This is a genomic window from Pseudomonas xionganensis (genome assembly GCF_009763245.1).
In the GTDB taxonomy this organism is placed as follows: Bacteria; Pseudomonadota; Gammaproteobacteria; order Pseudomonadales; family Pseudomonadaceae; genus Aquipseudomonas; species Aquipseudomonas xionganensis.
In genome coordinates this window covers 897,272-924,206 of sequence record NZ_WKJZ01000001.1, presented here as the reverse complement: position 1 = coordinate 924,206, position 26,935 = coordinate 897,272, and the positions used below count along the sequence as shown (strand labels likewise).

Annotated in this window: 26 protein-coding genes; 14 read left to right on the top strand and 12 right to left on the bottom strand. The window is 63.8% G+C overall.

The features are described 5' to 3' along the window. The first annotated feature begins 312 nt into the window (after window positions 1–312). Window positions 313–1,719 (top strand): glutamate--ammonia ligase, encoded by a 1,407-nt coding sequence (glnA, locus tag GJV18_RS04220; protein ID WP_160343462.1) that lies wholly within the window; start codon window positions 313–315, stop codon window positions 1,717–1,719. A 182-nt stretch (window positions 1,720–1,901) separates the two neighbouring features. On the opposite strand, the gene GJV18_RS04215 is transcribed toward glnA, so the two are convergent. Further along, the gene (locus GJV18_RS04215; protein WP_407692347.1) at window positions 1,902–4,991 is read right to left on the bottom strand and encodes a transglycosylase domain-containing protein; all 3,090 of its coding nucleotides are present in this window, start codon (window positions 4,989–4,991) and stop codon (window positions 1,902–1,904) included. A 247-nt stretch (window positions 4,992–5,238) separates the two neighbouring features. Between GJV18_RS04215 and GJV18_RS04210 the strand changes: the two genes are divergently transcribed. The 5 genes from GJV18_RS04210 (at window position 5,239) to ntrC (ending at window position 9,892) form a co-directional block, all read left to right on the top strand. Beyond that, on the top strand, window positions 5,239–5,943 hold the full coding sequence (locus tag GJV18_RS04210) for a class I SAM-dependent methyltransferase (RefSeq protein ID WP_160343461.1): 705 nt from the start codon (window positions 5,239–5,241) through the stop codon (window positions 5,941–5,943). 85 nt (window positions 5,944–6,028) lie between these two features. Then, on the top strand, window positions 6,029–6,571 hold the full coding sequence (locus GJV18_RS04205) for a DUF4124 domain-containing protein (protein ID WP_160343460.1): 543 nt from the start codon (window positions 6,029–6,031) through the stop codon (window positions 6,569–6,571). Window positions 6,572–6,573: 2 nt separating this feature from the next. Then, the gene (locus GJV18_RS04200) at window positions 6,574–7,191 is read left to right on the top strand and encodes a DUF4124 domain-containing protein (RefSeq protein WP_160343459.1); all 618 of its coding nucleotides are present in this window, start codon (window positions 6,574–6,576) and stop codon (window positions 7,189–7,191) included. A 185-nt stretch (window positions 7,192–7,376) separates the two neighbouring features. Next, on the top strand, window positions 7,377–8,465 hold the full coding sequence (gene glnL, locus GJV18_RS04195; RefSeq protein WP_160343458.1) for a nitrogen regulation protein NR(II): 1,089 nt from the start codon (window positions 7,377–7,379) through the stop codon (window positions 8,463–8,465). After that, a complete protein-coding gene (gene ntrC, locus GJV18_RS04190; protein WP_160343457.1) occupies window positions 8,462–9,892 on the top strand; it encodes a nitrogen regulation protein NR(I) in 1,431 nt (476 codons plus the stop codon). The genes glnL and ntrC overlap by 4 nt, the downstream gene beginning before the upstream one ends. Window positions 9,893–10,191: 299 nt before the next feature. Here ntrC and GJV18_RS04185 read toward each other — a convergent pair whose 3' ends face one another. Continuing rightward, window positions 10,192–10,626 carry a hypothetical protein gene (locus GJV18_RS04185; RefSeq protein WP_160343456.1) on the bottom strand — a complete coding sequence of 145 codons (435 nt, stop codon included), beginning with the start codon at window positions 10,624–10,626 and terminating at the stop codon, window positions 10,192–10,194. Here GJV18_RS04185 and trmL point away from each other — a divergent pair. Beyond that, window positions 10,625–11,086, top strand: coding sequence for a tRNA (uridine(34)/cytosine(34)/5-carboxymethylaminomethyluridine(34)-2'-O)-methyltransferase TrmL (gene trmL / locus GJV18_RS04180; RefSeq protein WP_160343455.1), 462 nt, complete (start codon window positions 10,625–10,627; stop codon window positions 11,084–11,086). The genes GJV18_RS04185 and trmL overlap by 2 nt on opposite strands. A 53-nt stretch (window positions 11,087–11,139) precedes the next feature. Here the strand turns inward: trmL and secB are convergent, their stop codons facing one another. The 3 genes from secB to GJV18_RS04165 are packed head-to-tail and all read right to left on the bottom strand — an operon-like array spanning window position 11,140 to window position 12,329. Further along, the gene (gene secB / locus GJV18_RS04175) at window positions 11,140–11,628 is read right to left on the bottom strand and encodes a protein-export chaperone SecB (RefSeq protein WP_160343454.1); all 489 of its coding nucleotides are present in this window, start codon (window positions 11,626–11,628) and stop codon (window positions 11,140–11,142) included. 31 nt (window positions 11,629–11,659) lie between these two features. Then, window positions 11,660–11,914 carry a glutaredoxin 3 gene (grxC, locus tag GJV18_RS04170; RefSeq protein ID WP_160343453.1) on the bottom strand — a complete coding sequence of 85 codons (255 nt, stop codon included), beginning with the start codon at window positions 11,912–11,914 and terminating at the stop codon, window positions 11,660–11,662. Between the two features lies 1 nt (window position 11,915). Then, complete coding sequence (locus GJV18_RS04165; RefSeq protein WP_160343452.1) at window positions 11,916–12,329, bottom strand: rhodanese-like domain-containing protein; 414 nt, start codon at window positions 12,327–12,329, stop codon at window positions 11,916–11,918. Window positions 12,330–12,470: 141 nt separating this feature from the next. Between GJV18_RS04165 and gpmI the strand changes: the two genes are divergently transcribed. The 3 genes from gpmI (at window position 12,471) to GJV18_RS04150 (ending at window position 16,797) form a co-directional block, all read left to right on the top strand. Next, the gene (gpmI, locus tag GJV18_RS04160; protein ID WP_160343451.1) at window positions 12,471–14,003 is read left to right on the top strand and encodes a 2,3-bisphosphoglycerate-independent phosphoglycerate mutase; all 1,533 of its coding nucleotides are present in this window, start codon (window positions 12,471–12,473) and stop codon (window positions 14,001–14,003) included. A gap of 195 nt (window positions 14,004–14,198) precedes the next feature. Beyond that, a complete protein-coding gene (locus tag GJV18_RS04155; RefSeq protein WP_160343450.1) occupies window positions 14,199–15,440 on the top strand; it encodes a murein hydrolase activator EnvC family protein in 1,242 nt (413 codons plus the stop codon). A 70-nt stretch (window positions 15,441–15,510) separates the two neighbouring features. Further along, window positions 15,511–16,797 carry a S41 family peptidase gene (locus tag GJV18_RS04150; RefSeq protein WP_160343449.1) on the top strand — a complete coding sequence of 429 codons (1,287 nt, stop codon included), beginning with the start codon at window positions 15,511–15,513 and terminating at the stop codon, window positions 16,795–16,797. 373 nt (window positions 16,798–17,170) lie between these two features. Here GJV18_RS04150 and GJV18_RS04145 read toward each other — a convergent pair whose 3' ends face one another. The 7 genes from GJV18_RS04145 to hisB all read right to left on the bottom strand — a co-directional run bounded on the left by GJV18_RS04145 (window position 17,171) and on the right by hisB (window position 22,108). After that, the gene (locus tag GJV18_RS04145; protein WP_160343448.1) at window positions 17,171–17,926 is read right to left on the bottom strand and encodes a substrate-binding periplasmic protein; all 756 of its coding nucleotides are present in this window, start codon (window positions 17,924–17,926) and stop codon (window positions 17,171–17,173) included. 137 nt (window positions 17,927–18,063) lie between these two features. Continuing rightward, on the bottom strand, window positions 18,064–18,819 hold the full coding sequence (locus GJV18_RS04140) for a substrate-binding periplasmic protein (RefSeq protein WP_160343447.1): 756 nt from the start codon (window positions 18,817–18,819) through the stop codon (window positions 18,064–18,066). Between the two features lie 189 nt (window positions 18,820–19,008). Further along, entirely contained in the window at window positions 19,009–19,767 is a 759-nt protein-coding gene (gene hisF / locus GJV18_RS04135; protein ID WP_160343446.1) for an imidazole glycerol phosphate synthase subunit HisF, read from the bottom strand. Between the two features lie 73 nt (window positions 19,768–19,840). Continuing rightward, window positions 19,841–20,578, bottom strand: coding sequence for a 1-(5-phosphoribosyl)-5-[(5-phosphoribosylamino)methylideneamino]imidazole-4-carboxamide isomerase (hisA, locus tag GJV18_RS04130; RefSeq protein ID WP_160343445.1), 738 nt, complete (start codon window positions 20,576–20,578; stop codon window positions 19,841–19,843). 36 nt (window positions 20,579–20,614) lie between these two features. After that, window positions 20,615–20,875, bottom strand: coding sequence for a DUF2164 domain-containing protein (locus GJV18_RS04125; protein ID WP_160343444.1), 261 nt, complete (start codon window positions 20,873–20,875; stop codon window positions 20,615–20,617). Next, a complete protein-coding gene (gene hisH / locus GJV18_RS04120; protein WP_160343443.1) occupies window positions 20,876–21,514 on the bottom strand; it encodes an imidazole glycerol phosphate synthase subunit HisH in 639 nt (212 codons plus the stop codon). It lies immediately after the preceding gene. Then, on the bottom strand, window positions 21,515–22,108 hold the full coding sequence (gene hisB, locus GJV18_RS04115) for an imidazoleglycerol-phosphate dehydratase HisB (RefSeq protein WP_160343442.1): 594 nt from the start codon (window positions 22,106–22,108) through the stop codon (window positions 21,515–21,517). Between the two features lie 130 nt (window positions 22,109–22,238). Here hisB and GJV18_RS04110 point away from each other — a divergent pair, with 130 nt between their 5' ends. From GJV18_RS04110 to GJV18_RS04095, 4 genes are all read left to right on the top strand, one after another. Next, complete coding sequence (locus tag GJV18_RS04110; RefSeq protein ID WP_160343441.1) at window positions 22,239–23,537, top strand: nitrate regulatory protein; 1,299 nt, start codon at window positions 22,239–22,241, stop codon at window positions 23,535–23,537. A gap of 323 nt (window positions 23,538–23,860) precedes the next feature. Continuing rightward, window positions 23,861–25,192 (top strand): CmpA/NrtA family ABC transporter substrate-binding protein, encoded by a 1,332-nt coding sequence (locus GJV18_RS04105; protein ID WP_160343440.1) that lies wholly within the window; start codon window positions 23,861–23,863, stop codon window positions 25,190–25,192. Between the two features lie 34 nt (window positions 25,193–25,226). Next, window positions 25,227–26,099, top strand: coding sequence for a nitrate ABC transporter permease (gene ntrB / locus GJV18_RS04100; RefSeq protein ID WP_160343439.1), 873 nt, complete (start codon window positions 25,227–25,229; stop codon window positions 26,097–26,099). A gap of 10 nt (window positions 26,100–26,109) precedes the next feature. Beyond that, window positions 26,110–26,892, top strand: a complete 783-nt coding sequence (locus GJV18_RS04095) for an ABC transporter ATP-binding protein (RefSeq protein ID WP_160343438.1) — start codon at window positions 26,110–26,112, stop codon at window positions 26,890–26,892. Window positions 26,893–26,935: the final 43 nt, after the last annotated feature.

The following is a 26,935-nucleotide window of genomic DNA, read 5'->3' as shown; positions in this document are numbered from 1 at the left end:
GGCCAGCCTGAAAAAGGGGGGCGCGGATTATAGCGGAAATTGTGCAAGCTTTAACCAAAAATCCTTATCGGGCACGCATGCGCCCCATATTGGTGCTCTACTGAAATGCAAAGCCCCATAAAGGTGCAAATATTATCCGCACACAGGCGCGCAGCCCCCGCCAGCCCTGAGTTTCAGGGCGCACTCCCATTTTCGTGCACTGGCATGCAATTTGCTCCCTTGTGAGGCAGGTTGCCCTGGCGGACTATCTCGCCGGGCTGCACCGTACTATCGAGGGCTCACGAATCGAGCCTTATCCACCTGGAGGACAACATGTCTAAGGCTGTTCAACTGATCAAAGAACACGACGTGAAGTGGGTTGACCTGCGCTTCACCGACACCAAGGGCAAGCAGCACCACGTGACCATGCCGGCCCGTGATGCGCTGGATGAAGATTTCTTCGAGCACGGCAAGATGTTCGACGGCTCCTCCATCCATGGCTGGAAAGGTATCGAAGCCTCCGACATGATCCTGATGCCGGTTGACGACACCGCCGTGCTGGATCCGTTCACCGAAGAGCCGACCCTGATCCTGGTCTGCGACATCATCGAGCCGAGCACCATGCAGGGCTATGATCGCGACCCGCGCTCGATCGCCAAGCGCGCCGAGGAATTCCTCAAGTCCACCGGCATCGGCGACACCGTATTCGTCGGCCCGGAGCCCGAGTTCTTCATCTTCGACGAAGTGAAGTTCAAGTCCGACATCTCCGGCTCCATGTTCAAGATCTACTCCGAACAGGGTTCCTGGATGACCGACGGCGACGTCGAAGGCGGCAACAAGGGCCACCGCCCAGCCGTCAAGGGCGGTTACTTCCCGGTTCCGCCGTGCGACCACGACCACGAAATCCGTACTGCCATGTGTAATGCCATGGAAGAAATGGGCCTGGTCGTCGAAGTGCACCACCACGAAGTGGCCACTGCCGGCCAGAACGAAATCGGTGTGAAGTTCAACACCCTGGTGGCCAAGGCTGACGAAGTTCAGACCCTGAAGTACTGCGTACACAACGTGGCCGACGCCTACGGCAAGACCGCAACCTTTATGCCGAAGCCGCTGTATGGCGACAACGGCTCGGGTATGCACGTGCACATGTCCATCTCCAAGGACGGCAAGAACACCTTCGCGGGTGAAGGCTATGCCGGTCTGTCCGAGACTGCCCTGTACTTCATCGGCGGCATCATCAAGCACGGTAAGGCCCTGAACGGCTTCACCAACCCGTCGACCAACTCCTACAAGCGTCTGGTCCCGGGCTTCGAAGCTCCGGTGATGCTGGCCTACTCGGCCCGTAACCGCTCCGCCTCGATCCGCATCCCGTACGTGGCCAGCCCGAAAGCCCGCCGCATCGAAGCGCGCTTCCCGGACCCGGCTGCCAACCCCTACCTGGCCTTCGCTGCCCTGCTGATGGCCGGCCTGGACGGTATCCAGAACAAGATCCACCCCGGCGATGCCGCCGACAAGAACCTGTACGATCTGCCGCCGGAAGAAGGCAAGCTGATCCCGCAGGTCTGCGGCAGCCTGAAGGAAGCCCTGGAAGAGCTGGACAAGGGCCGCGCCTTCCTGACCAAGGGCGGCGTATTCTCCGACGACTTTATCGATGCCTACATCGAGCTGAAGTCCGAAGAGGAAATCAAGGTTCGCACCTTCGTACACCCGCTGGAATACGACCTGTACTACAGCGTCTAAACCCGCACGCAAGACAAGAGGCCACCTTCGGGTGGCCTTTTTGCGTTTGGGCTTTGTACGTTTTGCTGCCTGCAGGAACGGGCCAGGAGGGTGCTGTACGGGGGTGTAGGGTGCGCCATGCGCACCGGCAGCTCACAACCTGCATTGGTGCGCGCAGCGCACCCTACACCGGCGACCTGGGCCTAGCGCCAGCTGGCCTCAAACGGCGTCAGGGGCTGCAGGCACCGGGTACTGGCGCCCGGCTGCAGATAGGGCGCCAGAATCGGTGCCATGCCCTTGAGCACCTGCACCGGCAGGGCCGAGGTAAAGCGGAAGCTCTCCGCCTCACGCCCCGGCACAAAGGCGGTCAGGGTGCCGTAATGGCGCGCCCCCAGGTAGAAGACGAAGGTGGCGGTGCGGTTCATCGCCCGCGAGCTGAGCACCCGCCCACCCGGCCCCACGGTTTCGATACGGTTGTCGCCGGTGCCGGTCTTGCCGCCCACCTGCAGCACCTGGCCATCGGCCAGGGTGAAGCTGCCCTGCAGACGCCGCGCCGTACCGCGCTCCACCACATCGGCGAGGGCACTGCGCAGCGCCGCTGCCACCTCCGACTTCATCACCCGCTCACCGCGCAGCTGGGCACGCTCGACCAGGGTTTCGTAGGGCGTAGCGGCGGCAAAGTGCAGCTGATCGATACGCAGTGTCGGCTGGCGGATACCGTCGTTCTGGATAATGCCCATCAGTTCGGCCAGCGCCGCCGGGCGATCCCCGGAGCTGCCGATGGCAGTGGCCAGTGACGGCACCAGGTGGGCAAAGGGATAGCCCAGGTTCTGCCAGCGCCGGTGGATATCGAGGAAGGCCTCCACCTCCAGCATGATGCGGATGCGGCTGTCGCGGGCACTCTTGTGCCGGCTGCGGAACAGCCAGCCATAGACCTCCTGACGCTCCTTATGGCTGGCCGCCACGGCATCGCTGAAGCTGGCCTGCGGCTGTTCGATCAGGTAGCCGAGCAGCCACAGCTCCAGGGGGTGAACCCGGGCGATATAGCCCTGATCCGGCAGGCTGTAGGCACCCGGCCCATGGTTCTTGTACAGATCGGCAACGGCCCGATCGCTGAGCCTGGCCTGGGGCAAGTGCGTGCGCAGAAAGGCGGCAAAGCTGTCCAGATCGGCCTGGGGCATCAGGTAGCGGTGCACCGCGGCCAGGCGCACCGGGGTATGGCGCAGGCCATTGAGGAAGGTCTCCAGGCGCAGCTGCTCGGGCTGCCCCTGGTACTTGCGCCAGAAACGCAGGAGAAAGGTGCGCCCCTCGCGGTCGGCGAAATCACGCAGATAGGCCTGGCGCCGCGGGTCACGGTCGTCCTTGAGCAGCTCGGCGCTGCTCTGGTAGGTGCTGTAGCGCACCAGGTCGCGCATCAGGCGCACGAAGGGCAGGTTCAGCGACTCGCGCAGGGACTCGCGCAAGGTGGCGATACGGTCGTTATCCTCGCGGCGGAAGTTGGCGAAGGTATGCAGGCCGCCGCCGGTAAAGAAGCGCTCGCCGGGGCTGGCGGAATAGCGCCGCTCCAGCGCGGCATCGAGCAGGCTGGCAAGATCCGCCTCCGGATTGGCCTGCAGGTAATCCACGGCCCAGCGGCTGAGGTTGTCCTGCCCGGCCACCTCAAGCTGGCGCAGCTCGCCAGGGCTCAGGCCCGCCAGGCGTTCATGCAGTTCGGCGATCACTTCCAGATAGGTGGCCAGCACCCGCAGCTTGGCGGTGGAGCCCAGTTCCAGCTTGCTGCCCTCGTTGATATCGAAGGGCTGGTCGGTGCTGTCGGTCTGCACCCGTACGCGGCTGCCGCTGGGGGTGCGCTCGAACAGGGTAAAGCTGTAGCGCACATCGGCCGTCTTTTGCGGCGACAGCAGGCGCTCGCCATACAGGCCGATCTGTCCGGCGAACTCCGGGTCGGCCAGGCGCTGCAGGTACTGGCTGACCGCCTGCTGCAGCTCGTCATGCAGGGTGCTGCTGGCGCTGAGGTCGAGGCGATCCAGATCGTACAGCGGCATATTCAGTGTCGTGGACAGCCGCGAGCGCACCACGCTGATGCCCTTGTTGCTGTCAACCGCCTGCAGAGTGGGCTCCAGCTGCCAGTCGCGGTAGCTCAGGGATTGGGCCAGGGCAGCATCGCGCAGGGCGGTATCGATCAGCCCACCACCAGCCAGCAGGCGAATATGGCTGTCGGTCAGCTCGGCCAGATCCTGGCGGCCCTGGGCCAGGTAATAGGAAGGGCGGCGCTGGGCGATCATCAATGCCAGCACCTGGCGCAGGGCCAGGCCGCGCTCAGCCAGGGGCGTATCGGGAAAACCCTCGGAGTCGAGCAACTGGTTGACCCGCGCAAAGTCGGCGCCGAACCAGATGCGCAGGCCATCCGCCAGGCCGTGCACCTCTCCGTGGCCGGGCGCGGCGGACAGCGGCACACTGTTGAGGTAATCCCGCACGATGCGCTCGCGGGCCGCGCGGGTGTCCGTCCCGCCTTGGTAGGCGCGCACACTGGCAGACACCATCTGGCGCAGTTTCTCGGCGGCGGACAGCGTCAGGCCATCCGGGGAATGCCGATACTTTTCCAGCTGGGTGGCCAGGGTACTGCCACCGGCCGACTGATCCTGCATATCGAGCATTTTGCCGACTTGGGAGGCCGCCGCCATGATAAAGCGCGGCCAGTCCACCGCCGGATTGGCCTCGGGGTAGGCCGGGTCGAGCAGATGGCGGTTCTCGATAAACAGCAGGCTGCTCACCACCAGCGGTGGAATATCGGCAAATTCGGGGTAACGCTGCTGCGGGTAACGGAACTCATAAAAGGGCGTACCGCGGCAATCGCTGATGCTGAGCCCGGCCTGGCTTTTCTCGACAAAGGGCGGGAAGAAGCCGCGCTGGGTGTACCCCAGCAAAGCCTGGGAGAAGCGCGCCTGCTGCTGCACGGCAAAACCCCGCGCCTGCAGGCGTTCGAGCATCATGGGCAGGTAGGTGTAGCCCTGACGCTTGTCGAAGGGCCCTTCCTTGGGGAACACGATTGCGTCGCTAGGGCCCAGCTGCATCTGATAGGTCAGGGTGCTGGCATAGCGGCTGAATTCCTGGGCCTGCAGGCGCGAGGTGCGCATTTCCTCGCGCAGCAGCCAGGCACCAACGGCCAGCAACAGCAGCAGCAAAAGCCAGGTCAGGCGCCACCAGCCGCGCCGTTTACGCACCGCAGCGGGTGCCTGCCCGCGCAAGGGCACGGGCGTGAGATGGTCGGGGGATTGCCATGATGCGCCTATATTCAATTGGCCTGAATGCACTCATCCATAGGTTTGACAGGTTGTGAACATTTTCGTCGCGGTTTGCGCAGCCTGGGCACGCGTCCCGGCCCGGCTGCGCCTAAGCTCCAGTCTAGACTGCTGCAACCACACAGCCGCGCAGGATTGCCTGCACCCGGCAGAAAAATGTTAGGGTCGCGACAGCCCTGACACCGCCCAAGGGGCGCAACCGGGGACTTTCTCTCGTGCAGAACCAGGCAGGGTAGCCATGCAACGTGACCACCGGGAACAGCTCAAGCTGAGCTGGCAAGCCAATGCCGCTGCCTGGACGGCTGCGGTGCGCGAACAGCGTATCGAAAGCCGCCGCCTGGTGACCGACGCCGCGATTATCCGCGCCATTCTGACCCTCAAGCCCGAGCGGGTGCTGGATCTGGGCTGCGGTGAGGGCTGGCTGTGCCGCGGCCTGGCCGAGCATGGCATCCAGGCGGTGGGGGTCGATGCCTCGGCGCCACTGATTGCCGCGGCCCGCCAGACCGGTCATCCGCGCACCCAGTACCGGGTGTGCGGCTATGCCGAGTTGGCGCAGCAGGCCGAGCAGCTTGGCCGCTTCGATGTGCTGGTGTGCAATTTCGCCCTGTTCGAACAGGACCTGCAGGACACCCTGCGGACCCTGCAACAACTGGTCAAGGCCGATGGTCACCTGCTGATCCAGACCCTGCACCCCTGGCGCGCCTGCCATGACGCCAGCTACCGCGATGGCTGGCGGGTGGAAACCTTCAGCACCCTGGCCGAGGGTTTTGCCGAACCCATGCCCTGGTTCTTTCGCACCCTGGAGTCCTGGCTCGCCCTGCTCCAGGAAACCGGCTGGCGCCTGCAATGGCTGCAGGAACCGCTGCACCCGGAAAGCGAACAGCCGGTCTCCCTGCTGCTGTTGCTCACCCCGGCGCCGCCCCTGGCAGAGCAACAGAATTGAACCAGTTGGTAGATACTGCGCCATGACCTTGCCAGACTCGCTCGCCAGTGCAAGGCTTAGTCCATCGCCATCGGAGACACCGGCCATGCGCCTTCTAGTTGCTTGCCTGCTGCTTAGCCTGGCCCTGCCGGCCGCGGCGCAGATCTACAAATACACCGACGCCCACGGCAACACCGTGTTCACCGACCAGCCACCGGAAGGCCAGGCCGCGGAGAACGTCGAGCTGGCACCGACCAACAGCGTCGACATGCAGGTGCCTGCGCTCCCCGCTGCCAGCCCAGACCCTGTTGAGAGCAAACTCCCTTACAGCACCCTGGCGCTGACCGATATCCCGGATGACGAGGCTTTGCGTGCCAATAATGGTACCTTCAGTGTCGGTGTACAGATCGAGCCCCGGCTGCGTCCCGGCCATCGTCTGCGGCTACTGCTCGACGGACAGCCCTACGGCAAACCGAGTAATGGACCCCGACTGCAATTGACCGAGATTGACCGGGGCGAACACAGCCTGGCGGTAGAAGTGCTGAGTGGCGAGCAACAGTTGCAGCAGAGCCCTGCCGTAACCTTTACCCTGCAGCGCGTGCATACCAGCAGCCCGGCGCTACGCCCGCCGCCCAAGGTGGGCCCCTAGACATGCGTACGTTTCTGCTGAGCTTTCTTCTCGCAGCGCTGCCTGCAGCCGCCCAAGTCTACACCTACATAGACGCCGAAGGTAACCGCGTTTTCACCGACCAGCCGCGCTCCAATCAGGCGCAGCGCGTGGAGTTGGCGCCCAGCAACTCCATGCCGAGCAGCGCGCCGCAGTACACACCGGCACCGCCAGCAGCAGCCCCCGAACCCAGCCAGCGCTATCAGGTGCTGCGCATTCTGGTGCCGCAGCCAGATGCCACGGTGCGCGACAACAGCGGCAATCTGATCGTCACCGTCAGCAGCGAGCCGGGCCTGCTGCCCGGGCACAGCTACCGCCTGCTGCTCGATGGCGTCGAGGCGGGGCAAAGCGGGCGCAGCCCGGTCTTCCCCCTGGAAAATATCGACCGCGGCACCCACCAGCTGGCGGTGGAAATCATCGACGCCCAGGGCCGCATCATCGAACGCACCCCCAGCCAGCCCTTCCACCTGCACCGCATGTCCCTGGCGCAGAAGCGCATGGTCAACCCCTGCAAGCTGGAAGACTATGGCGTGCGCCCGGAGTGTCCGCTCAAGGACAAGCCTGCAGAGAAGAAAGACATTCCGTTCGTTCCCTTCCTCTGAACAGCGCGCACCATTATGGTGCGATCAGCGCCCGCAATTTCTATACTGTCCCTGTTTTGGGTCGCACCATGCGTCCAGCGCTGCACCTTAGTGCCTGCAAAACCGGGGCAGACCAATAAACACGCTTCTTTTCGGGGCTTTGGTTTGCTTCTTGCATTTTCCGCAGCATTGCCGGAAGCCTACCTATGCTTATAAACGACGCGCTGCACCGTTTGCTGCTGGACAACCTGACCACCGCCACCCTGCTGCTCAATGGCGAACTGCGCCTGGAGTACATGAACCCGGCGGCGGAGATGCTCCTGGCCGTCAGTGGCCAGCGCAGCCATGGGCAATTTATCAGCGAGCTGTTTACCGAGTCCGCCGAGGCCCTCAGCGCCCTGCGCCAGGCAGTGGAGCAGGCCCACCCCTTCAACAAGCGCGAGGCCATTCTGACCTCCGTCTCCGGCCAGACCCTGACCGTGGACTACGCCGTCACCCCGCTGTTCAATCGCGGCGAGACCCTCCTGCTGCTGGAGGTGCACCCGCGCGACCGCCTGCTGCGCATCACCAAGGAAGAGGCGCAGCTGTCCAAGCAGGAAACCACCAAGCTGCTGGTACGCGGCCTGGCCCACGAGATCAAGAACCCCCTTGGCGGCATCCGCGGCGCCGCCCAGTTGCTGGCCCGGGAGCTGCCGGAGGAAAGCCTCAAGGATTACACCAATGTGATCATCGAGGAGGCCGACCGCCTGCGCAATCTGGTCGATCGCATGCTCGGCTCGAACAAGCTGCCCTCGCTGTCGCCAACCAATGTGCATGAAGTGCTGGAGCGGGTCGGCAGCCTGGTGGAAGCCGAAAGTCAGGGTGGCATCACCTTGGTGCGCGACTATGACCCGAGTATCCCCGACCTGCTGATCGACCGCGAGCAGATGATCCAGGCCGTGCTCAATATCGTGCGCAACGCCATGCAGGCCATTAGCGCGCAGAAGCATGACCTGGGCCTGGGCCGCATCACCCTGCGCACCCGCACCCTGCGCCAGTTCACCATTGGTCATATCCGCCACCGCCTGGTGGTGAAGATCGAGATCATCGACAACGGCCCGGGCATCCCCCCCGAGCTGCAGGAAACCATCTTCTACCCCATGGTCAGCGGGCGTGCCGACGGCACCGGCCTGGGCCTGGCCATCACCCAGAACATCATCAGTCAGCACCAGGGCCTGATCGAGTGTGAGAGCCATCCTGGCCACACCCTGTTCTCGATCTTCCTGCCGCTGGAACAAGGAGTAACTTCGCCATGAGTCGCAGTGAAACCGTCTGGATCGTCGACGACGACCGCTCCATCCGCTGGGTTCTGGAAAAGGCCCTGCAGCAGGAGGGCATGACCACCCAGAGCTTCGACAGCGCCGACGGCGTACTCGGCCGCCTGACCCGCCAGCAGCCGGACGTGATCATCTCCGATATCCGCATGCCCGGCGCCAGTGGCCTGGATCTGCTGGCGCGCATCCGTGAGCTGCATCCGCGCCTGCCGGTAATCATCATGACCGCCCACTCGGATCTGGACAGCGCGGTGGCCAGCTACCAGGGCGGCGCCTTCGAGTACCTGCCCAAACCCTTCGATGTCGACGAGGCGGTGTCCCTGGTCAAGCGCGCCAACCTGCACGCTCAGGAGCAGCAGAGCCTGGCCGCGCCAGTGGAGCAGCCGCGCACCCCGGAGATCATCGGTGAAGCCCCGGCCATGCAGGAGGTATTCCGCGCCATCGGCCGCCTGTCCCACTCCAATATCACCGTGCTGATCAACGGCGAATCCGGTACCGGCAAGGAGCTGGTCGCCCATGCCCTGCACCGCCATAGCCCACGAGCCGCCGCGCCCTTTATCGCGCTGAATATGGCGGCTATTCCGAAGGACCTCATGGAATCCGAGCTGTTCGGCCACGAGAAAGGCGCCTTTACCGGCGCGGCCAACCAGCGTCGCGGTCGCTTCGAGCAGGCCGATGGCGGCACCCTGTTTCTCGACGAAATCGGCGATATGCCGGCCGACACCCAGACCCGCCTGCTGCGGGTGCTGGCCGATGGCGAGTTCTATCGGGTCGGTGGCCATACCCCGGTGAAAGTCGATGTACGCATCATCGCCGCCACCCACCAGAATCTGGAAACCCTGGTGCAGGATGGCAAGTTCCGCGAAGACCTGTTCCACCGCCTCAACGTGATCCGCATCCATATCCCGCGCCTGGCCGACCGCCGCGAGGATATCCCCACCCTGGCCCGCCACTTCCTCGCCCGCGCGGCCCTGGAGCTGGCGGTGGAACCCAAGCTGCTGAAGAGTGAAACCGAGGACTACCTGCGCAACCTGCCCTGGCCCGGCAACGTGCGCCAACTGGAAAACACCTGCCGCTGGATCACCGTGATGGCCTCGGGACGCGAGGTGCATATCGATGACCTGCCACCGGAACTGCTCAGCCAGCCCCAGGACAATGCGCCGGTGAGCAACTGGGAACAGGGCCTGCGCCAGTGGGCCGACCAGGCCCTGGGCCGTGGCCAGTCCAACCTGCTGGACAGCGCCGTACCGGCCTTCGAGCGGATCATGATCGAAACCGCCCTCAAGCACACCGCCGGCCGCCGCCGCGATGCCGCCGTGCTGCTGGGTTGGGGCCGCAACACCCTGACCCGCAAGATCAAGGAACTGGGCATGAACGTGGGGGGTGATGACGAGGACGGTGACGACTGACACTCATCAGCACCTGATACAACGGGCCTGCGGGCCCGTTTTTCATGGCGCACTCACCGCCATGGTGCAGCCTGCACTATCCAGGGTCATCCGCAGCCTGCCGCGCCGCTACCAGAGCGGCCAAGCCTCAGTATTTTCGGGGCCAACAACCATCGTAATAAAACTGGCATACAGCCTGCATAGACTCAGCTAACTCCAGTTTTGGGGACCTTGGTACAGGCAGGCCGGGGAATCCCCTCTTTTATTACCGCCCCCAGGGGCGTTAGCCAGGAAAGGTTAAAAATGGCTCCCGGCCATTTTTATTCCTGGGCCAATTCGACCCGCAGACGCCAGCGCCCCTCCAGGGGCGCCAGGTACCATTGCCCCGTCAGCGGGCGAGCCGCCACCACCTGCAGCTGCAGCAAGCGATCCACCTTGCTTAGCCGCCAGTTGACCGGGCGCCCATCCAGCTGCAACTGGCCCTGCTGCGCGCGCCCCAGGCTGGGCAGGCTCAGACTGAAGCGCCCCTGCTGCTGCGCCACCCTGATCCCCTGCGGTTCCTCGTTAAACCAGAGCAACAGCCCCCGCTCGGTCACCTCCACCTGCTCCAGGCGCAGCAGCGCGGGCTGCAGGCTGCGGCCGATCATCAAGCCGAGCAGAAAACCCAGGATGGCCAGCGAAACGATTACCCGCAACCACGGGCGAGGCCGCGGGTCTGTACAATGCCGCTCGTCTTCAAGCTCGGAGCCGTGCATGTTCCATGTAATCCTTTTTCAACCTGAGATTCCGCCCAATACCGGCAACATTATCAGGCTCTGCGCCAACAGCGGCTGCCAGCTGCACCTGATCGAACCCCTGGGTTTCGAGCTGGACGACAAGCGCCTGCGCCGCGCCGGGCTGGACTATCACGAATACGCCACGCTCAAGCGCCACGCCGACCTCGCCAGCTGCCTGGCCAGCCTTGGCCAGCCACGGGTCTTCGCCTTTACCACCAAGGGCTCGCAGGCCTTTCATGAGGTGGCCTACCAGCCTGGCGACGCCTTTCTGTTCGGCCCGGAAAGCCGCGGCCTGCCGGAGGAGGTGCGCAACGCCCTGCCGCCCGAACAGCGCCTGCGCCTGCCGATGCGCGAAGGCTGCCGCAGCCTGAACCTGTCCAATACCGTGGCGGTGGCCGTCTACGAGGCCTGGCGCCAGCACAACTTCACCATGGACTGAACGGCTACAAAAAAGCGCCCCGCAGGGCGCTTTCTTCTTTCAGCCGAGCCCAATCAGTGGGCGGTGGCTTCAGTCTGCGCCGCCTGCTGCATGCGCTGCAGCTCCTGGGCGTAGAGGGCATCGAAGTTCACCGGCGCCAGCATCAGCGCCGGGAAGGAGCCACGGATCACCAGGCTGTCCAGGGTCTCGCGGGCATAGGGGAAGAGAATATTGGGGCAGAAGGCGCCCAGGGTGTGGCTCATGGAGGCGGCGTCCAGACCCTTGATCAGGAAGATGCCGGCCTGTTGCACTTCGGCGATAAAGGCGGTTTCTTCGCCGTTCTTCACGGTCACCGACAGGGTCAGTACCACTTCGTGGAAGTCGCCTTCCAGGGCTTTCTGCCGGGTATTGAGGTCCATGGCCACGCTCGGGGTCCATTCCTGACGGAAGATTTCCGGGCTCTTCGGCGCTTCGAAGGACAGGTCGCGCACATAGATGCGCTGCAGGGAAAACTGCGGGGCCTGCTCGTTCTGTGCGGCGCCGTTGCTAGCTTGTTCGGTCATGGCTGAGCCTTATTGTCTTGAGTTTTGGGGATTAAGCCTGAAGCAAGGCGTCGAGCTTGCCGGCGCGCTCCAGGGCATAGAGATCGTCGCAACCGCCCACATGGGTGGCATCGATCCAGATCTGCGGTACTGACGTGCGCCCGGCCTTGCGCGCCATTTCGCTGCGCAGGTCGGGCTGACCATCGACGCGGATTTCCTCGAAGGCCACACCCTTGCTCGCCAGCAGCTGCTTGGCGCGTATGCAGTAGGGGCACCAGTCGCTGGAATAGATCAGTACCTGGGCCATATCACTTCACCAGCGGCAGGTTGTCGCCACGCCAGCTGGCGATCCCGCCGGACAGTTTGGCGGCGGTGAAACCGGCCTTCTTCAGGTCGCGGCAGATGCTGCCGGCATGCTGGCCCATGGCGTCGACCACGATCAGGGTCTTGCTCTTGTGCTTGTCCAGCTCGGCCATACGCGCGGTGAGCTTCTCGAAGGGAATATGCAGTGAATCGACGATATGCCCGGCAGAGAAGTCCTTCTGCGCCCGCACATCCAGCACCACGCCCTGCTCGCTGTTGACCAGGGCGGTCAGCTCACGGCTGCTCAGGGTCTGCCCGCCCTTGCGTGCTTCGGTGAAGATCAGCAAGGCCAGAATCGTGACGAACAAACCGCTCAATACATAGTGGGTAGAGACAAATTCAATCAGGTTGGCAAGCATTACAGAGTTCCAGGGCGGTAAAATCCCGGCAGTATACACAGCCCCATAGGTCGGCCAAAGCCCACCCGGCGGTGACGTATCCGCCACTTGGCCGTAAAATGCCCGACCTTTTTAGCACCGACCGCAGAGCGAGCCAGCTTTATGAGCGCCACGCCCAAACCCCTGGTACTGATCATCCTCGATGGCTTCGGCCACAGCGACAGCCCCGAATCCAACGCCATCATGGCCGCCCACACGCCGGTCTACGACCAGCTGCGAGCCAGCCGCCCCCATGGCCTGATTTCCGGCAGCGGCATGGATGTGGGCCTGCCGGACGGGCAGATGGGCAACTCCGAAGTAGGCCATATGAACCTCGGTGCCGGCCGCGTGGTGTACCAGGACTTTACCCGGGTGACCAAAGCCATCCGCGATGGCGAGTTTTTCCACAATGCCGCCATCACCCAGGCCGTGGACAAGGCGGTGGGCGCCGGCAAGGCCGTGCATATCCTCGGCCTGCTCTCCGAGGGTGGCGTGCACAGCCATCAGGATCATCTGGTGGCCATGGCCGAGCTGGCGGCCCAGCGCGGCGCCGAACAGATCTACCTGCATGCCTTTCTAGATGGCCGCGACACCCCGCCGAAAAGTGCGCAGCCGTCCATCGAGCTGCTCGACGCCACCTTCGCCAAGCTCGGCAAGGGCCGTATCGCCAGCCTCTGCGGGCGCTACTTCGCCATGGACCGCGACAACCGCTGGGACCGCGTCGAGCAGGCCTATCAGCTGATCGTCGAAGGCCAGGGCCAGTTCAGTGCCGCCAGCGCCGTGGAAGGCCTGCAGGCCGCCTATGCGCGCGAGGAAAGCGACGAGTTCGTCAAGACCACGGTGATCGGCGCACCGGTCAAGGTGGAAGACGGCGATGCGGTGGTCTTTATGAACTTCCGCGCCGACCGCGCCCGCGAGCTGACCCGCACCTTTGTCGAGGCCGACTTCAAGGAATTCGTCCGCCCGCGTGCGCCCCAGGTCGAGTTCGTCATGCTCACCCAGTACGCCGCCAGCATCCCGGCCCCCAGCGCCTTCAAGCCCGAGGCCCTGACCAATGTGCTGGGCGAATACCTGGCGAAAAACGGCAAGACCCAGCTACGCATCGCCGAAACCGAGAAATACGCCCACGTCACCTTCTTCTTCTCCGGCGGCCGTGAAGAGCCCTTCCCCGGCGAAGAACGCATCCTGATCCCGTCGCCGAATGTCGCCACCTACGACCTGCAGCCGGAGATGAGCGCGCCCCAGGTCACCGACCGCATCGTCGAGGCCATCGAGCAGCAGCGCTACGACGTGATCATCGTCAACTATGCCAATGGCGACATGGTCGGCCATACCGGCGTGTTCAGCGCCGCGGTCAAGGCTGTGGAATGCCTGGACAGCTGCGTCGGGCGCATCGTCACCGCGCTGGAGAAGGTCGGCGGCGAAGCCCTGATCACCGCTGACCACGGCAACGTCGAGCAGATGGAAGACGAAAGCACCGGCCAGGCCCACACCGCCCACACCTGTGAGCCGGTGCCCTTTATCTATGTCGGCCAACGCCCGGCGCGCATCCGCGCAGACGGCGTACTGGCCGACGTGGCGCCGACCCTGCTGACCCTGATGGGCCTGCCGGTGCCGGCGGAGATGACCGGCCGCAGCATTGTCGAGCTGCAATAAAGGCCTCAGGCTGTAAGCTGCAAGGAAAAGCCTGAGCCTCTGCTCTTGCTTGCAGCTTGCAGCTTGCAGCTGCATTTTTATGGCCTGCCGTCCATGGCGGCCACCCTTCGGGCCGTCGCTGCACAACGTTAAAAATGGCTCCTGGCCATTTTTTAGGCATACTAGGCGCGTCTTTATCCCAGGTGTCGCTCGTCCATGTTCCGCGCCCTCGCCTTCATTTTCCTGTCCCTGACCCTCACTGCCGCCCTGGCCGATGAGAAGACCGAGGCCCAGCGCCAGCTGGAAGCCGCCCGCGCCGACGTCGCCGAGCTGAAGAAAATGCTGGAAAAGCTGCAGCAGGAGAAATCCGGCCTGCAGAAAGACCTGCAAAAGACCGAAACCGAGATGGGCCAGCTGGAACGCCAGGTCAAAGATCTGCAAAACGAGCTGAACAGCAGCGAAGAGGAAATTCGCCGCCTCGATGACGAGAAAAAAAAACTGGAAGGCGCGCGCCTTGAGCAACAGCGCCTGATCGGCATCCAGGCCCGTGCCGCCTATCAGAGCGGGCGCCAGGAATACCTCAAGCTGCTGCTCAACCAGCAGAACCCGGAGAAGTTCTCGCGCACCCTGACCTATTACGACTACCTCAGTGAAGCGCGCCTGGAGCAGCTGCAGGCCTTTAACGAAACCCTGCGCCAGCTGGCCAACGTCGAGCAGGAAATCGCCCATCACCAGAACCAGTTGCAACAGCAAAAGAGCGAGCTCACCAGCCGCCGCGAGCAACTGGCTGCCGTGCGCCAGGAACGCCGGCAGGCCCTGGCCAAACTCAACAGCCAGTTCAGCGCCCAGGACCAGAAACTCAAGGCCCGCCAGCAGGATCAGGCCAACTTTGCCCGCACCATCCAGGCCATCGAGGAAACCCTGGCCCGCCAGGCTCGGGAAGCCGAACAGGCGCGTCAACGCGAACTGCTGGCCCTGCAGCGGCAACAGCAACAGCCCGGCAGCAGTGCTAGCAGCGGCCAGCTGGTGAGTTCGGCGGGCGCCTTTGGCGGGCCTTTCGCCCAGGCCCGGGGCAAGCTGCCCTGGCCGGTGGACGGCCGCCTGAGCGCCCGTTACGGCACGCCCCGCGGTGGTGATGCCCGCACCAAGTGGGACGGCGTACTGATCAGCGCCCCGGCCGGCAGCCAGGTGCGCGCCGTGCATGGCGGCCGGGTGGTCTTCGCCGACTGGTTGCGCGGCGCCGGACTTCTGGTCATTCTCGACCATGGCGGGGGTTATCTGAGCCTCTACGGTCACAACCAGAGCCTGCTGCGCGAAGCCGGTGAAGTGGTCAAGGCCGGCGACCCGATTGCCACCGTCGGCAACACCGGTGGCCAGGACAGCCCGGCGCTGTATTTCGCCATCCGCCAGCAAGGGCAACCCAGCGACCCCGCACGTTGGTGCCGCACGCAGGGATAAGCGTTGCGTTAACAGGCTTTTCGGCCCGGCAGGGCAACTGCCAGCCACCCAGGACAGGAGCTCGATCAAGATGCTACACCGCCCTCGCCTTACCACACTGGCTCTGTGCCTCGGCCTGCTGAGCAGCCCTGCCCTGGTGCAGGCCACTCCCGAGCATGCCGAACACGCACCGTTGCCGCTTGATGATCTGCGCACCTTTGCCGAGGTGATGGACCGAATCAAGGCCGCCTATGTCGAGCCGGTGAGCGACAAGACCCTGCTGGAGAACGCCATCAAGGGCATGCTCAGCAACCTTGATCCGCACTCGGCCTATCTGGAGCCGGAAGCCTTCCGCGACCTGCAGGAAAGCACCAGCGGCGAGTTCGGTGGCCTGGGCATCGAAGTGGGCACGGAAGACGGCTTTCTCAAGGTGGTCTCGCCCATCGACGACACCCCCGCCTCCACCGCCGGCATCCAGCCCGGCGACCTGATCCTGAAGATCGACGGCCAGCCGACCAAGGGTCTGTCGCTGATGGAAGCCGTGGACAAGATGCGCGGCAAGGCCGGCAGCAAGATCGAACTGACCCTGATACGTGACGGCGGCAAACCCTTCGAGGTCAAGCTGACCCGGGCGGTGATCAAGGTACGCAGCGTCAAGAGCCAGCTTCTCGACGGCGGTTATGGCTACCTGCGCATCACCCAGTTCCAGGTCAACAGCGGCGAGGAAGTCGGCAAGGCGCTGAACAAGCTGCGCAAGGACAATGGCAAGAAACTCAGCGGCCTGGTGCTGGACCTGCGCAACAACCCCGGCGGCGTGCTGCAGGCGGCGGTGGAAGTCACCGATCACTTTCTCAAGGAAGGCCTGATCGTCTACACCGAAGGACGCATCGCCAACTCCGAACTGCGCTTCAACGCCGACCCGGCCGACGCCAGCGAAGGTGTGCCCCTGGTGGTACTGATCAACGGTGGCAGTGCCTCGGCCTCGGAGATCGTTGCCGGCGCCCTGCAGGATCACAAGCGTGCGGTCCTGATGGGCACCGACAGCTTCGGCAAGGGCTCGGTGCAGACCGTGCTGCCGTTGAACAACGACCGCGCCCTGAAACTGACCACCGCGCTGTACTTCACCCCCAACGGCCGCTCCATCCAGGCCCAGGGCATCACCCCGGACATTGAGGTGGCCCGCGCCAAGGTCACCCGCGAGCAGGACGAGGTGGGCATCAAGGAGGCCGACCTGCAGGGCCATCTGGGCAATGGCAATGGCGGCGCGGACAAACCGAGCAAGGCCAAGCCTGCCGAGAGCCGCCTCCAGGACGATGATTACCAGCTCAGCCAGGCGCTCAACCTGCTCAAGGGCCTGAATATCACCCGCGGCAACTGAGGCAGCCGGTAGGAGCGGGCCCTGCCCGCGACACGCAGACAGGCTCGCGGCCATGGGCCGCTCCTACAAGCCACTGAGCGCTCCTAAAAAAGCCCGCCCCTGATCGCTCAAGGGCGGGCTCTTTTATGCCATGCATCAATTAGGCTTTGCCTAGGAGCGTGGAGGAGAACGGCGCTATTGGCAAAGGTCGCAATCTGTAGGGTGCGCTGTGCGCACCAAGTCAGGCGGCAAATTGCTGGTGCGCACGGCGCACCCTACGGCCCCAAGCTCTCTCACGCTCAGTAATACGCAGGATGGGTTGAGCGTGGCGATACTCATGCTGTGGGCCGCTGGACGCCCTGATGGGTATCGCAGGCTCAACCCACCCTACGGCCTACAGATAGTTATTGACCATCTCGTCGACATAGCCCTCGGCGCGCATCTCGTCCAGCGCCTTCTGCAAGCGCTCGACCACTTCGTCCGGGGTGTCCTTGTTCAGGGCCAGATAGAGCTCGGCCTCGTTGAAACGCAAAACCGTATTCAGACCGCTGACCCCTTCCTGCTTGGCCAGGTAGCGGCCGACCGGGTCGGTGGTGGCCCACAGGTCGATCTTGCCGCCGAGCAGCTTCTTGATGTTCTCCTGATCACGCAGGGCGTTGACCGGGGCCAGGCCCTGGCTTTCAAGATGCTGGCTGACCGCATCATTCTTGTAGGCGCCAATGCGGTATTGGGCGGCGTCCTTGAGACTGGCGACGCTGATGTTGTTGCCTGGCGCCGCGAGCAGCACCCAGCCGGTCTTGGCCAGCGGCCCCACCCACTTGAACAGCGGCTGACGCTCGGCGGTAAAGGTGGTGGAGAACAGGCCGTAGTTGGGCTTGTCCAGGGTCAGGCGATAGAGGCGATCCCAGGGGAAGCGCAGGCTCAGGTTGTACTGGATGCCGGCACGCTTGAACATCTCCCGCACCACTTCGGTGCTGATGCCGTCGATGCCATCGTCACGGGCAAAGTTCTTGTCATCCACCGCCATATTGAAGGGTGGGAAATTCTCCGTCAGCAGCACCACTTTATAGTCGGCCGGGATCTCGGCGTGGGCCGCACAGGCAGACAGCATAAGCCCGCCCAACATCAGGTTTTTCAGAGTTTTCAACATAGGTCGGTTCCGCTCGCGAGTCTTGTGGTTATGGCTAGCGGCGTCTCTGTCCGGGCCGGGCCCGGTGACAAGAGACACTCGGTGTGTACCATCCCTGGTCGCGAGCCGGCTTGTGGCCGGCTCGCGCAATTGCACTGTTACAGGTAGCTGTTGAGGATATCGTCGACAAAGCCTTCCTGGCGCATCTTGTCGAGCTCTGACTGCAACTTCTGCACCACCTCATCCGGCACTTCCTTGTTCAGCGCCAGGTACAACTCGGCACTGTCAAAACGCAGGATGGTTTTCAGGCCGGTAATACCCTCCTGCTTGGCCAGGTAGCGGCCGGCAGGGTCACCGGTGGCCCACAGGTCGATCTGCCCGCCCATCAGCTTGTGTGCATTGAGCTGGTCGCGCAGCGCCGTAACAGGCTCAAGCCCCTTCTCCACCAGGTATTCGGCAATGGCATCACCCTTGTAGGCGCCGACCTTGTATTGCTTGGCCTCGTCCAGGCTGCTCAGGCTGATGGCGCTGTCGCTCTTGGCCAGCAATACCCAGTCGTCCGGCCCGATGGGGCCGACCCACTTGAACAGGTTTTCCCGCTCGGGCAGACGGGCGGTGACAAACACGCCGTAGCCCGGTTTTTCCAGGGCCAGCTTGTAGATACGATCCCAGGGGAAGCGCAGGGTCAGGTTGTACTGGATGCCGGCGCGCTTGAACATCTCGCGGATGATATCCACGGCGATGCCGTCGATATTGTCTTCCTGGGCGAAGTTCTTGCCGTTGATGGCCATGTTGTAGGGCGGGAAATTTTCCGTCAGCAGCACCATGCGATAGTGGGACGGAATCTCGGCCTGGGCGGCGCCGGCAAAAAACAGGCAGGCAGCCAGACAGGCAGTCAGCAGAGGTTTGCGCATAGGGTCTCTCTTGTTCTTTTCAGGTAATGCGCAGAGGAGAGTAACCAGCCAGCTCTGACCGGCCTAGTCCTGGCCAGGAAAAAGTGACCAATGGGTCACGCCTCCACTCTCGCGCAGCGGGCTGCGCATTTTACCCAAGCCCTGCTGGACGCACTGCCAACCTGCCCGCAGCAGCGGGCAGATGTCGCATTAACGTACGACTATGCCGCGACTGGCCAAGTAAGCCTTGGCTTCCGGCACGGTGTACTCGCCGAAATGGAAGATGCTGGCTGCCAGTACCGCGGCCGCCTTGCCTTCCAGAATGCCAGCAGCCAGATGCTCAAGGTTGCCGACACCACCCGAGGCAATCACTGGAATGCCCACGGCCTCGCTGATGGCGCGAGTCACGCCCAGGTCGTAACCGCTTTTCACACCGTCCTGATCCATGCTGGTCAGAAGGATCTCGCCGGCGCCCAGACCTTCCATCTTCCTGGCCCACTGCACCGCGTCCAGGCCGGTTGGCTTGCGCCCGCCATGGGTAAAGATTTCCCAGCGCCCGGGCGCAACCCGTTTGGCATCGATGGCCACGACGATGCACTGCGAGCCGAAGCGGTCGGCGGCCTCGCCGACAAACTCCGGGGTGAAGACCGCGGCAGTATTGATCGACACCTTGTCGGCCCCTGCGTTGAGCAGATTGCGAATGTCCTGCACGGTGCGCACGCCGCCACCCACGGTCAGCGGGATAAACACCTGGCTGGCCATGCGTTCGACGGTATGCAGGGTGGTGTCACGACCGTCACTGCTGGCGGTGATATCGAGGAAGGTAATTTCGTCGGCACCCTGCTCGTCGTAACGGCGGGCGATTTCCACCGGGTCGCCGGCGTCGCGGATATTCTCGAACTGGACACCCTTGACCACGCGGCCGTTGTCCACGTCGAGGCAGGGGATAATGCGTTTGGCGAGGGCCATAACAGATATCTCTCGTAGGGTGCGCCGTGCGCACCGATAAACCGTCAGCGGTGCGCGCAGCGCACCCTAGCCATTAACCCTTGAAGTTATCGCAGAAGGCCTGCGCCTCGGCCACATCCAGGGTGCCTTCATAGATGGCGCGGCCGGTAATGGCGCCGATGATGCCCGGCGAGCGGGCCAGCAGCAGCTTCTCGATATCGCCCAGGTTGTGGATACCGCCGGAGGCAATCACCGGAATGCGGCTGGCGGCGGCCAGGGCCGCGGTGGCCTCGACGTTGCAGCCCTGCATCATGCCGTCTTTGGCGATATCGGTATAAACGATGGCGGATACCCCGTCCGCCTCGAAGCGCTTGGCGAGATCAGTCGCCTGCACGCTGGAAACCTCAGCCCAGCCGTCGGTGGCAACAAAGCCATCCTTGGCGTCCAGGCCGACGATCACCTTGCCGGGGAAGGCCTTGCAGGCGTCGGTGACGAACTGCGGATCCTTCACCGCCTTGGTGCCGATGATCACGTAGCTGACCCCGGCACGCACATAGTGCTCGATGGTTTCCAGGGTGCGGATGCCGCCGCCGATCTGGATCGGCAGGGTCGGGTAACGCTTGGCGATGGCGGTGACCACCTCGCCATTGACCGGCTGCCCCTCGAAGGCGCCATTGAGGTCGACCAGGTGCAGGCGGCGGCAGCCACCCTCGACCCACTTGGCGGCCATGCTTACCGGGTCATCGGAAAATACCGTGGAGTCTTCCATGCGGCCCTGGCGCAAGCGCACGCAGGCGCCGTCTTTCAGATCGATAGCGGGGATAATCAGCATCGGTTGAACCTGCTCAAGTCGTGTGAATTCGATGGGTCAGCTTTTTTCCAGCGCCCAGAGGTCGCTTTCGATGCTCTCGAACCGTTCTTTCAGGTGAGTCTGCACATCGAAAATCGCCCGATTGTAGTAATGCGGTGCAATCTCACGGGCAAACAGCTCCAGCACTTCGCCCGCCTCGAAACTGCCAAGCTCCAGCTCGAAGCGCTCAGCCATAAAGCGCTTGAGGGCCAAACAGGCTGCAGCCTCCTGCTCGGCGCTCAGGGTCATCAGCGGCGGCTTGGCTTTGGCCCGGCTCATTTACCAGCGGCCATCCCAGGCGGCGAAATTCTGCAGCAGCTGCAGGCCGTGGGTGTGGCTCTTCTCCGGGTGGAACTGCACAGCAAAGCGCGAGCCTTCGGCCAGGGCCGCGGCAAAGTCCTTGCCGTAGTGGCCGCGACCGACCACCTGCTGCGCCTTGCCGGCCTCGATGTAGTAGCTGTGTACGAAGTAGAAGCGTGCCATATCGGGAATGTCGTGCCAGAGCGGGTGCTTGATCGTCTGCTTGACCTGGTTCCAGCCCATATGTGGCACCTTCAGTGCCTCGCCATCCTCGACCATGTCCTTGCCGAAGAAGCGCACCTGGCCGGGGAACAGGCCGATGCAATCGACCCCATCGTTCTCCTCGCTGTGCTCCAGCAGGGCCTGCATGCCGACGCAGATGCCGAGGAAGGGACGATCCTGGCTGACTTCGCGCACCAGGCTGTCGAAGCCCAGGCGCTTGATCTCAGCCATGCAGTCGCGGATCGCGCCGACACCGGGAAACACCACCCGATCGGCCTCGCGGATCACCTGGGCGTCCGAGGTCACCAGCACCCGGCCGGCGCCCACATGCTCCAGGGCCTTGGCCACCGAGTGCAGGTTGCCCATGCCATAGTCGATTACTGCAACCGTCTGCATTTACAGGCAACCCTTGGTCGAGGGCATCTGCCCGGCCATGCGCGGGTCCAGCTCGATGGCCATGCGCAGGGCGCGGCCAAAGGCCTTGAACACCGTTTCGATCTGGTGGTGGGTATTGGTACCGCGCAGGTTGTCGATATGCAGGCTGACCTGAGCGTGGTTGACGAAACCCTGGAAGAACTCCTGGAACAGGTCCACGTCGAAGCCGCCCACCACCGCGCGGGTAAAGGGCACATGCATCTGCAGGCCGGGGCGACCGGAAAAATCGATCACCACCCGCGACAGGGCTTCATCCAGCGGCACATAGGAATGACCGTAACGGGTCATGCCTTTCTTGTCGCCAACCGCCTGGGCAAAGGCCTGGCCGAGGGTGATGCCGACGTCTTCGACGGTGTGGTGGTCATCGATATGCAGGTCGCCCTTGCACTGGATATCCAGGTCGATCAGGCCATGCCGGGCGATCTGATCGAGCATGTGCTCAAGGAAGGGCACGCCAATATCGAACTTGGCCTTGCCCGTGCCATCCAGATTGATCGAGACCTTGATCTGGGTCTCCAGGGTGTTGCGTTCGACGGACGCCGTACGTTCGGCCATCTCCAGCTCCAGAAATTGCTCGCGGAAAAAGGCCGCCATTATAGGCGCAAAGGCGCCAGGGGGATACGCGCCCCGCCGGATGGACTGCATCTTGCACAGAAGCATCTGACTGCGATTGCGAGATGCACCCATGCACGAGCGAAAACTACCCGCCACCCTGCGCTTTATGCTGGCCGCCCGGCGCAGCGAACTGCTGGGCCTGGAGGATCTGGCCCAGACCTGCGCCCTGGTGGCCCGTATCAGCCAGCTGGTACACGCCCTGCAGAAAGAGCGCGGCTATTCCAACCTCTTTCTGAGCAGCGCCGCCGCACACCTGCGCCCGCAACTGGACAGCCTCAGCGCCACGGCCGCTGATCTGGAGCAGGAGGTGCGCACGGCCCTGGAGCAGATGGACCCGAACGGCCTGGGTGCCCCGGACAAGACCCGCCTGTTCACCCGTATCGCCCACGCCCTGCACCACCTCGACGAGCTGCCGGGACTCAGGCGACGCATCCGCGAACGGCTGATCAGCGCTCAGGATGCCACCGCCACCCTGATACGCCTGATCGGCGGCCTGCTGGCGGTGATATTCGAGGCGGCCGACAGCGCGGTGGACCCCGATATCACCCGCTGCCTGGTGACCCTGTTCAATTTTATGCAGGGCAAGGAACTGGCCGGCCAGGAGCGCGCCCTGGGTGTGACCGGCTTTGCCAGCGGTTACTTTGACCCACAGCAACTGGAGCGCCTGAGCCATCTGCAGGAATGCCAGGAGCGCAGCTTCAGCACCTTCTGCCGTTTCGCCAGCCCGGCCGCCGCCGCACAATGGCAAGTGCTCTGCGCCAGCAGCAGCAACCTGCAGGCCTGTCGTCTGCGGGAAATCGCCCGCAGCACCCATGCCGGTGCCAGGCTCGATCCACAACTGGGCGAACTGTGGTTCGAGCTGCACACCCAGCGCATCGACCTGATGCAGGGCATCGAAAGTCATCTGGAACAGGAGCTGCTGCACTGCTGCCAACAGGGTATGCAGCGCATCCGCCGCGAGCTGCACAGCCACCGACGGGTACTGGAAAACCTCAGCGACATGCACAACAGCGCCGAACAGATTCGCCTGTTCAGCGTGCACAGCAGCGGCCTCGACAGCCCGCCCGAAGATGGCCTGAGCGGCAATCTGGCACGTTCTACCCTGGATCTGCTGCAGCACCAGAGCCAACGCCTGCAGGCCATGCAGGATGAGCTGCGCACTACACGCCAGGCGCTGGAGGAGCGCAAGCTGGTGGAGCGCGCCAAGCAACTGCTGATGCGCCAGCAGGGTCACAGCGAAAGCGAAGCCTATGCCTGGCTGCGCCAGACCGCGATGAACCAGGGGCTGCGCCTGGAGGAGGTCGCCCAGCGCCTGCTCAACCTGGCCACCGCAGCCGAACTGCAGCCACTAGCAGGCCACAGGCACTGAACCCAGGCATCGCACGCCACCGGCGCACTGCAACTGTGCAGCGCTCCAGCAGCAAACATCGCGAACCCTTGCAATCGCCTTCAGGCAAGCGCCTTGATCGTGCTCGAACACGCTGCGTAACTGCTTGATATGCCGGGCGCAACCGCACTATCACAGCCCCTGGCTCGGACCTCTGCAAAATTCCTGGCACGGCTTTCGCTAATACCCTGACAAGCCTGGTCACAGCACAGGCACCACAACCCAAACCGGACAACGATGTCCACGCCCACCGGCTCAGCCGGCCAGCGTGACATCGTTTTTTTTCGCCCAGAGGAAACCCAGCCATGACCGACAAGCCGACCCCAGACGAAATCACCAGCCCACTGCTGGCCTCGCGCCGCCGCTTCCTCAAGCAGTCCATCGCCGCCGCCGGCGGCATCGCCCTGTTCGGCGGCCTGGGCTTAAACCACCAGAGCAGCGCCTGGGCCGCCGGCGGTGACGTGGAAACCACCAAGGCCAAACTGGGCTTTATCGCCCTGACCGATGCCGCGCCGCTGTTCGTCGCCGCCGAGAAGGGGTTCTTCGCCAAATACGGCATGACCGAGGTGGAAGTGCTCAAGCAATCGTCCTGGGGCACCACCCGCGACAATCTGGTGCTCGGCTCGGCGAAGAACGGCATCGACGGCGGCCATATCCTCACCCCCATGCCCTACCTAATCAGCGCCGGCATCGTCACCCCGAACAACCAGCCGGTGCCGATCTCCATCCTCGCCCGCCTCAACCTGGCCGGCCAGTGCATCTCGGTCGGTGAGGAATACCGCGACCTGCAGATCGGCGTCGACAGCACCCCGTTCAAGGCAGCACTAGAGGCCAAAAAGGCCAGCGGCAAGAAAGTCAGCGCGGCCATGACCTTCCCCGGCGGCACCCATGACCTGTGGATTCGCTACTGGCTGGCGGCCGGCGGCATCGACCCGAACAGCGACATCAGCACCATCGTCGTGCCTCCGGCACAGATGGTGGCCAATATGAAGGTCGGCAGCATGGACACCTTCTGCGTGTGCGAGCCGTGGAACGCCCAGCTGATCAACCAGAAGATCGGCTACACGGCCAACACCACCGGCGAGCTGTGGCACAACCACCCGGAGAAATCCTTCGCCCTGCGCAGCGACTATGTGGCCGCCAACCCCAAGGCCGCCCAGGCCCTGACCATGGCGATCATGGAAGCGCAGATGTTCTGCGAGAAGCCGGAAAACAAGGAAGAAGTGGCGAAGATCTGCTCGCAGCGGCGCTGGATCGGCGCGCCCTACGCCGACATCGTCGACCGCATGAAGGGCAACTTCGCCTACGGCACCGGCAAAGTGGTGGAGAACCATCCCGAGCAGATGCGCTACTGGGACGACTTCGCCTCCTACCCCTTCCAGAGCCACGACCTCTGGTTCCTCACCGAGAACCAGCGCTGGGGCTACCTGCCACGCGACTTCGACAGCCAGGCGCTGATCGCCCAGGTCAACCGCGAGGATATCTGGCGCGCTGCCGCCGCCGCGCTGAACCTGCCGACCGAACAGATTCCCGCCTCGACCTCGCGCGGCATCGAGACCTTCTTCGACGGCAAGGTGTTCGACCCCGAGAACCCGCAAGCCTACCTGGACAGCCTGGCCATCAAGGCCATGGCCTGAAGCCCGGCACTGCCTGCCTGCAAGGAGATAAGCCATGAACGCCAATGTCAAAATCGAGCCCGCCGTGGTGGCCAGCCCGGCGGCGGATGCCGGGCCGTCACGGCTCAGCCGCCTCGGCACGCGCCTGCCGCAAACCCTGCTGCAGGACCTGCTGCCGCCACTGGTGATCCTGCTGCTGCTCGGCCTACTCTGGGAGATGCTCTGCTCGGGTGCCGGCGCCAGCCTGCCGCCACCCTCCCAGGTACTCAGCGAGACCTGGGAGCTGATCATTGACCCCTTCTATGACAACGGTGGCAATGATGTCGGCCTGGCCTGGCAGCTGCTGGCCAGCCTGCAGCGGGTGGCCGTGGGTTACTTACTGGCAGTGGCCGCAGGCGTCGCCCTGGGCGTGCTGATCGGCCAGTCGAACTGGGCCATGCGTGGCCTCGACCCGCTGTTCCAGGTGCTGCGCACCGTGCCGCCGCTGGCCTGGCTGCCACTGTCCCTGGCCGGTTTTCAGGACAGCCATCCCTCGGCGATCTTCGTGATCTTTATCACCGCGATCTGGCCGATCATCATCAACACCTCGGTGGGTATCCGTAACATCCCCCAGGACTACCGCAACGTCGCCCAGGTGCTGCAACTCAATGCCTGGGAATACTTCCGCACCATCATGCTGCCGGCGGCGGCGCCCTACATCTTCACCGGCCTGCGCATCGGTGTAGGCCTGTCCTGGCTGGCCATCATCGCCGCGGAAATGCTGATCGGCGGGGTCGGTATCGGCTTCTTTATCTGGGACGCCTGGAACGCCTCGCGGATCAGCGACATCATTCTCGCGCTCGTCTATATCGGCATCGTCGGCTTCTGCCTGGATCGCCTGGTGGCCTTCGTCGGCCAGCGCATCACCCGCGGCATTCCCGCCGCCTGAGGAGTCGGATATGAGCTATCTCAGCGTTGAACAACTGGACATGAGCTTTACCCGCGGCAAGGTCGCCTCCCAGGTGCTCAAGGGCATCAACCTGCGCATCGACCAGGGCGAATTTATCTCGATCATCGGCCACTCCGGCTGCGGCAAATCCACGGTGCTGAACATCATCGCCGGCCTGCTGGAACCCAGCCTCGGCGTGGTGATTCTCGACGGCAAGGAGGTTAAAGGCCCCGGCCCGGATCGCGGCATGGTGTTTCAGAACCACTCGCTGCTGCCCTGGCTGACGGTGTTCGAGAACGTCGAAGTGGCGGTCAACAAGGTGTTCAAGGGCAGCATGGGCCGCCGTGAACGACGCGAGTGGGTGGAGCACAACCTCAAACTGGTGAACATGGGCCACGCCCTGAACAAGTACCCCCAGGAGATTTCCGGCGGCATGAAGCAGCGCGTCGGCATCGCCCGCGCCCTGGCCATGAAACCCAAGGTGCTGCTGCTCGACGAACCCTTCGGCGCCCTCGATGCCCTCACCCGCGCCCACCTGCAGGACGAGGTGATGCGCATCCAGAAGGATCTGGGCAACACCATGATGATGATCACCCACGACGTCGACGAAGCGGTGCTGCTCTCCGATCGCATCGTGATGATGACCAACGGTCCCTCGGCCACCATCGGCGAGATCCTCACCGTCGACCTGCCGCGCCCGCGCGATCGCATCGCCCTGGCCGACGATGCGGAGTACAACCGCTGCCGCCGCGCGGTGCTGAGCTTTCTGCACGACCGCCATCGCTTGCACTGAGTCGCGGCGCCATCCCCGGCTATGTCCGGGGTGGCGCCAGGCC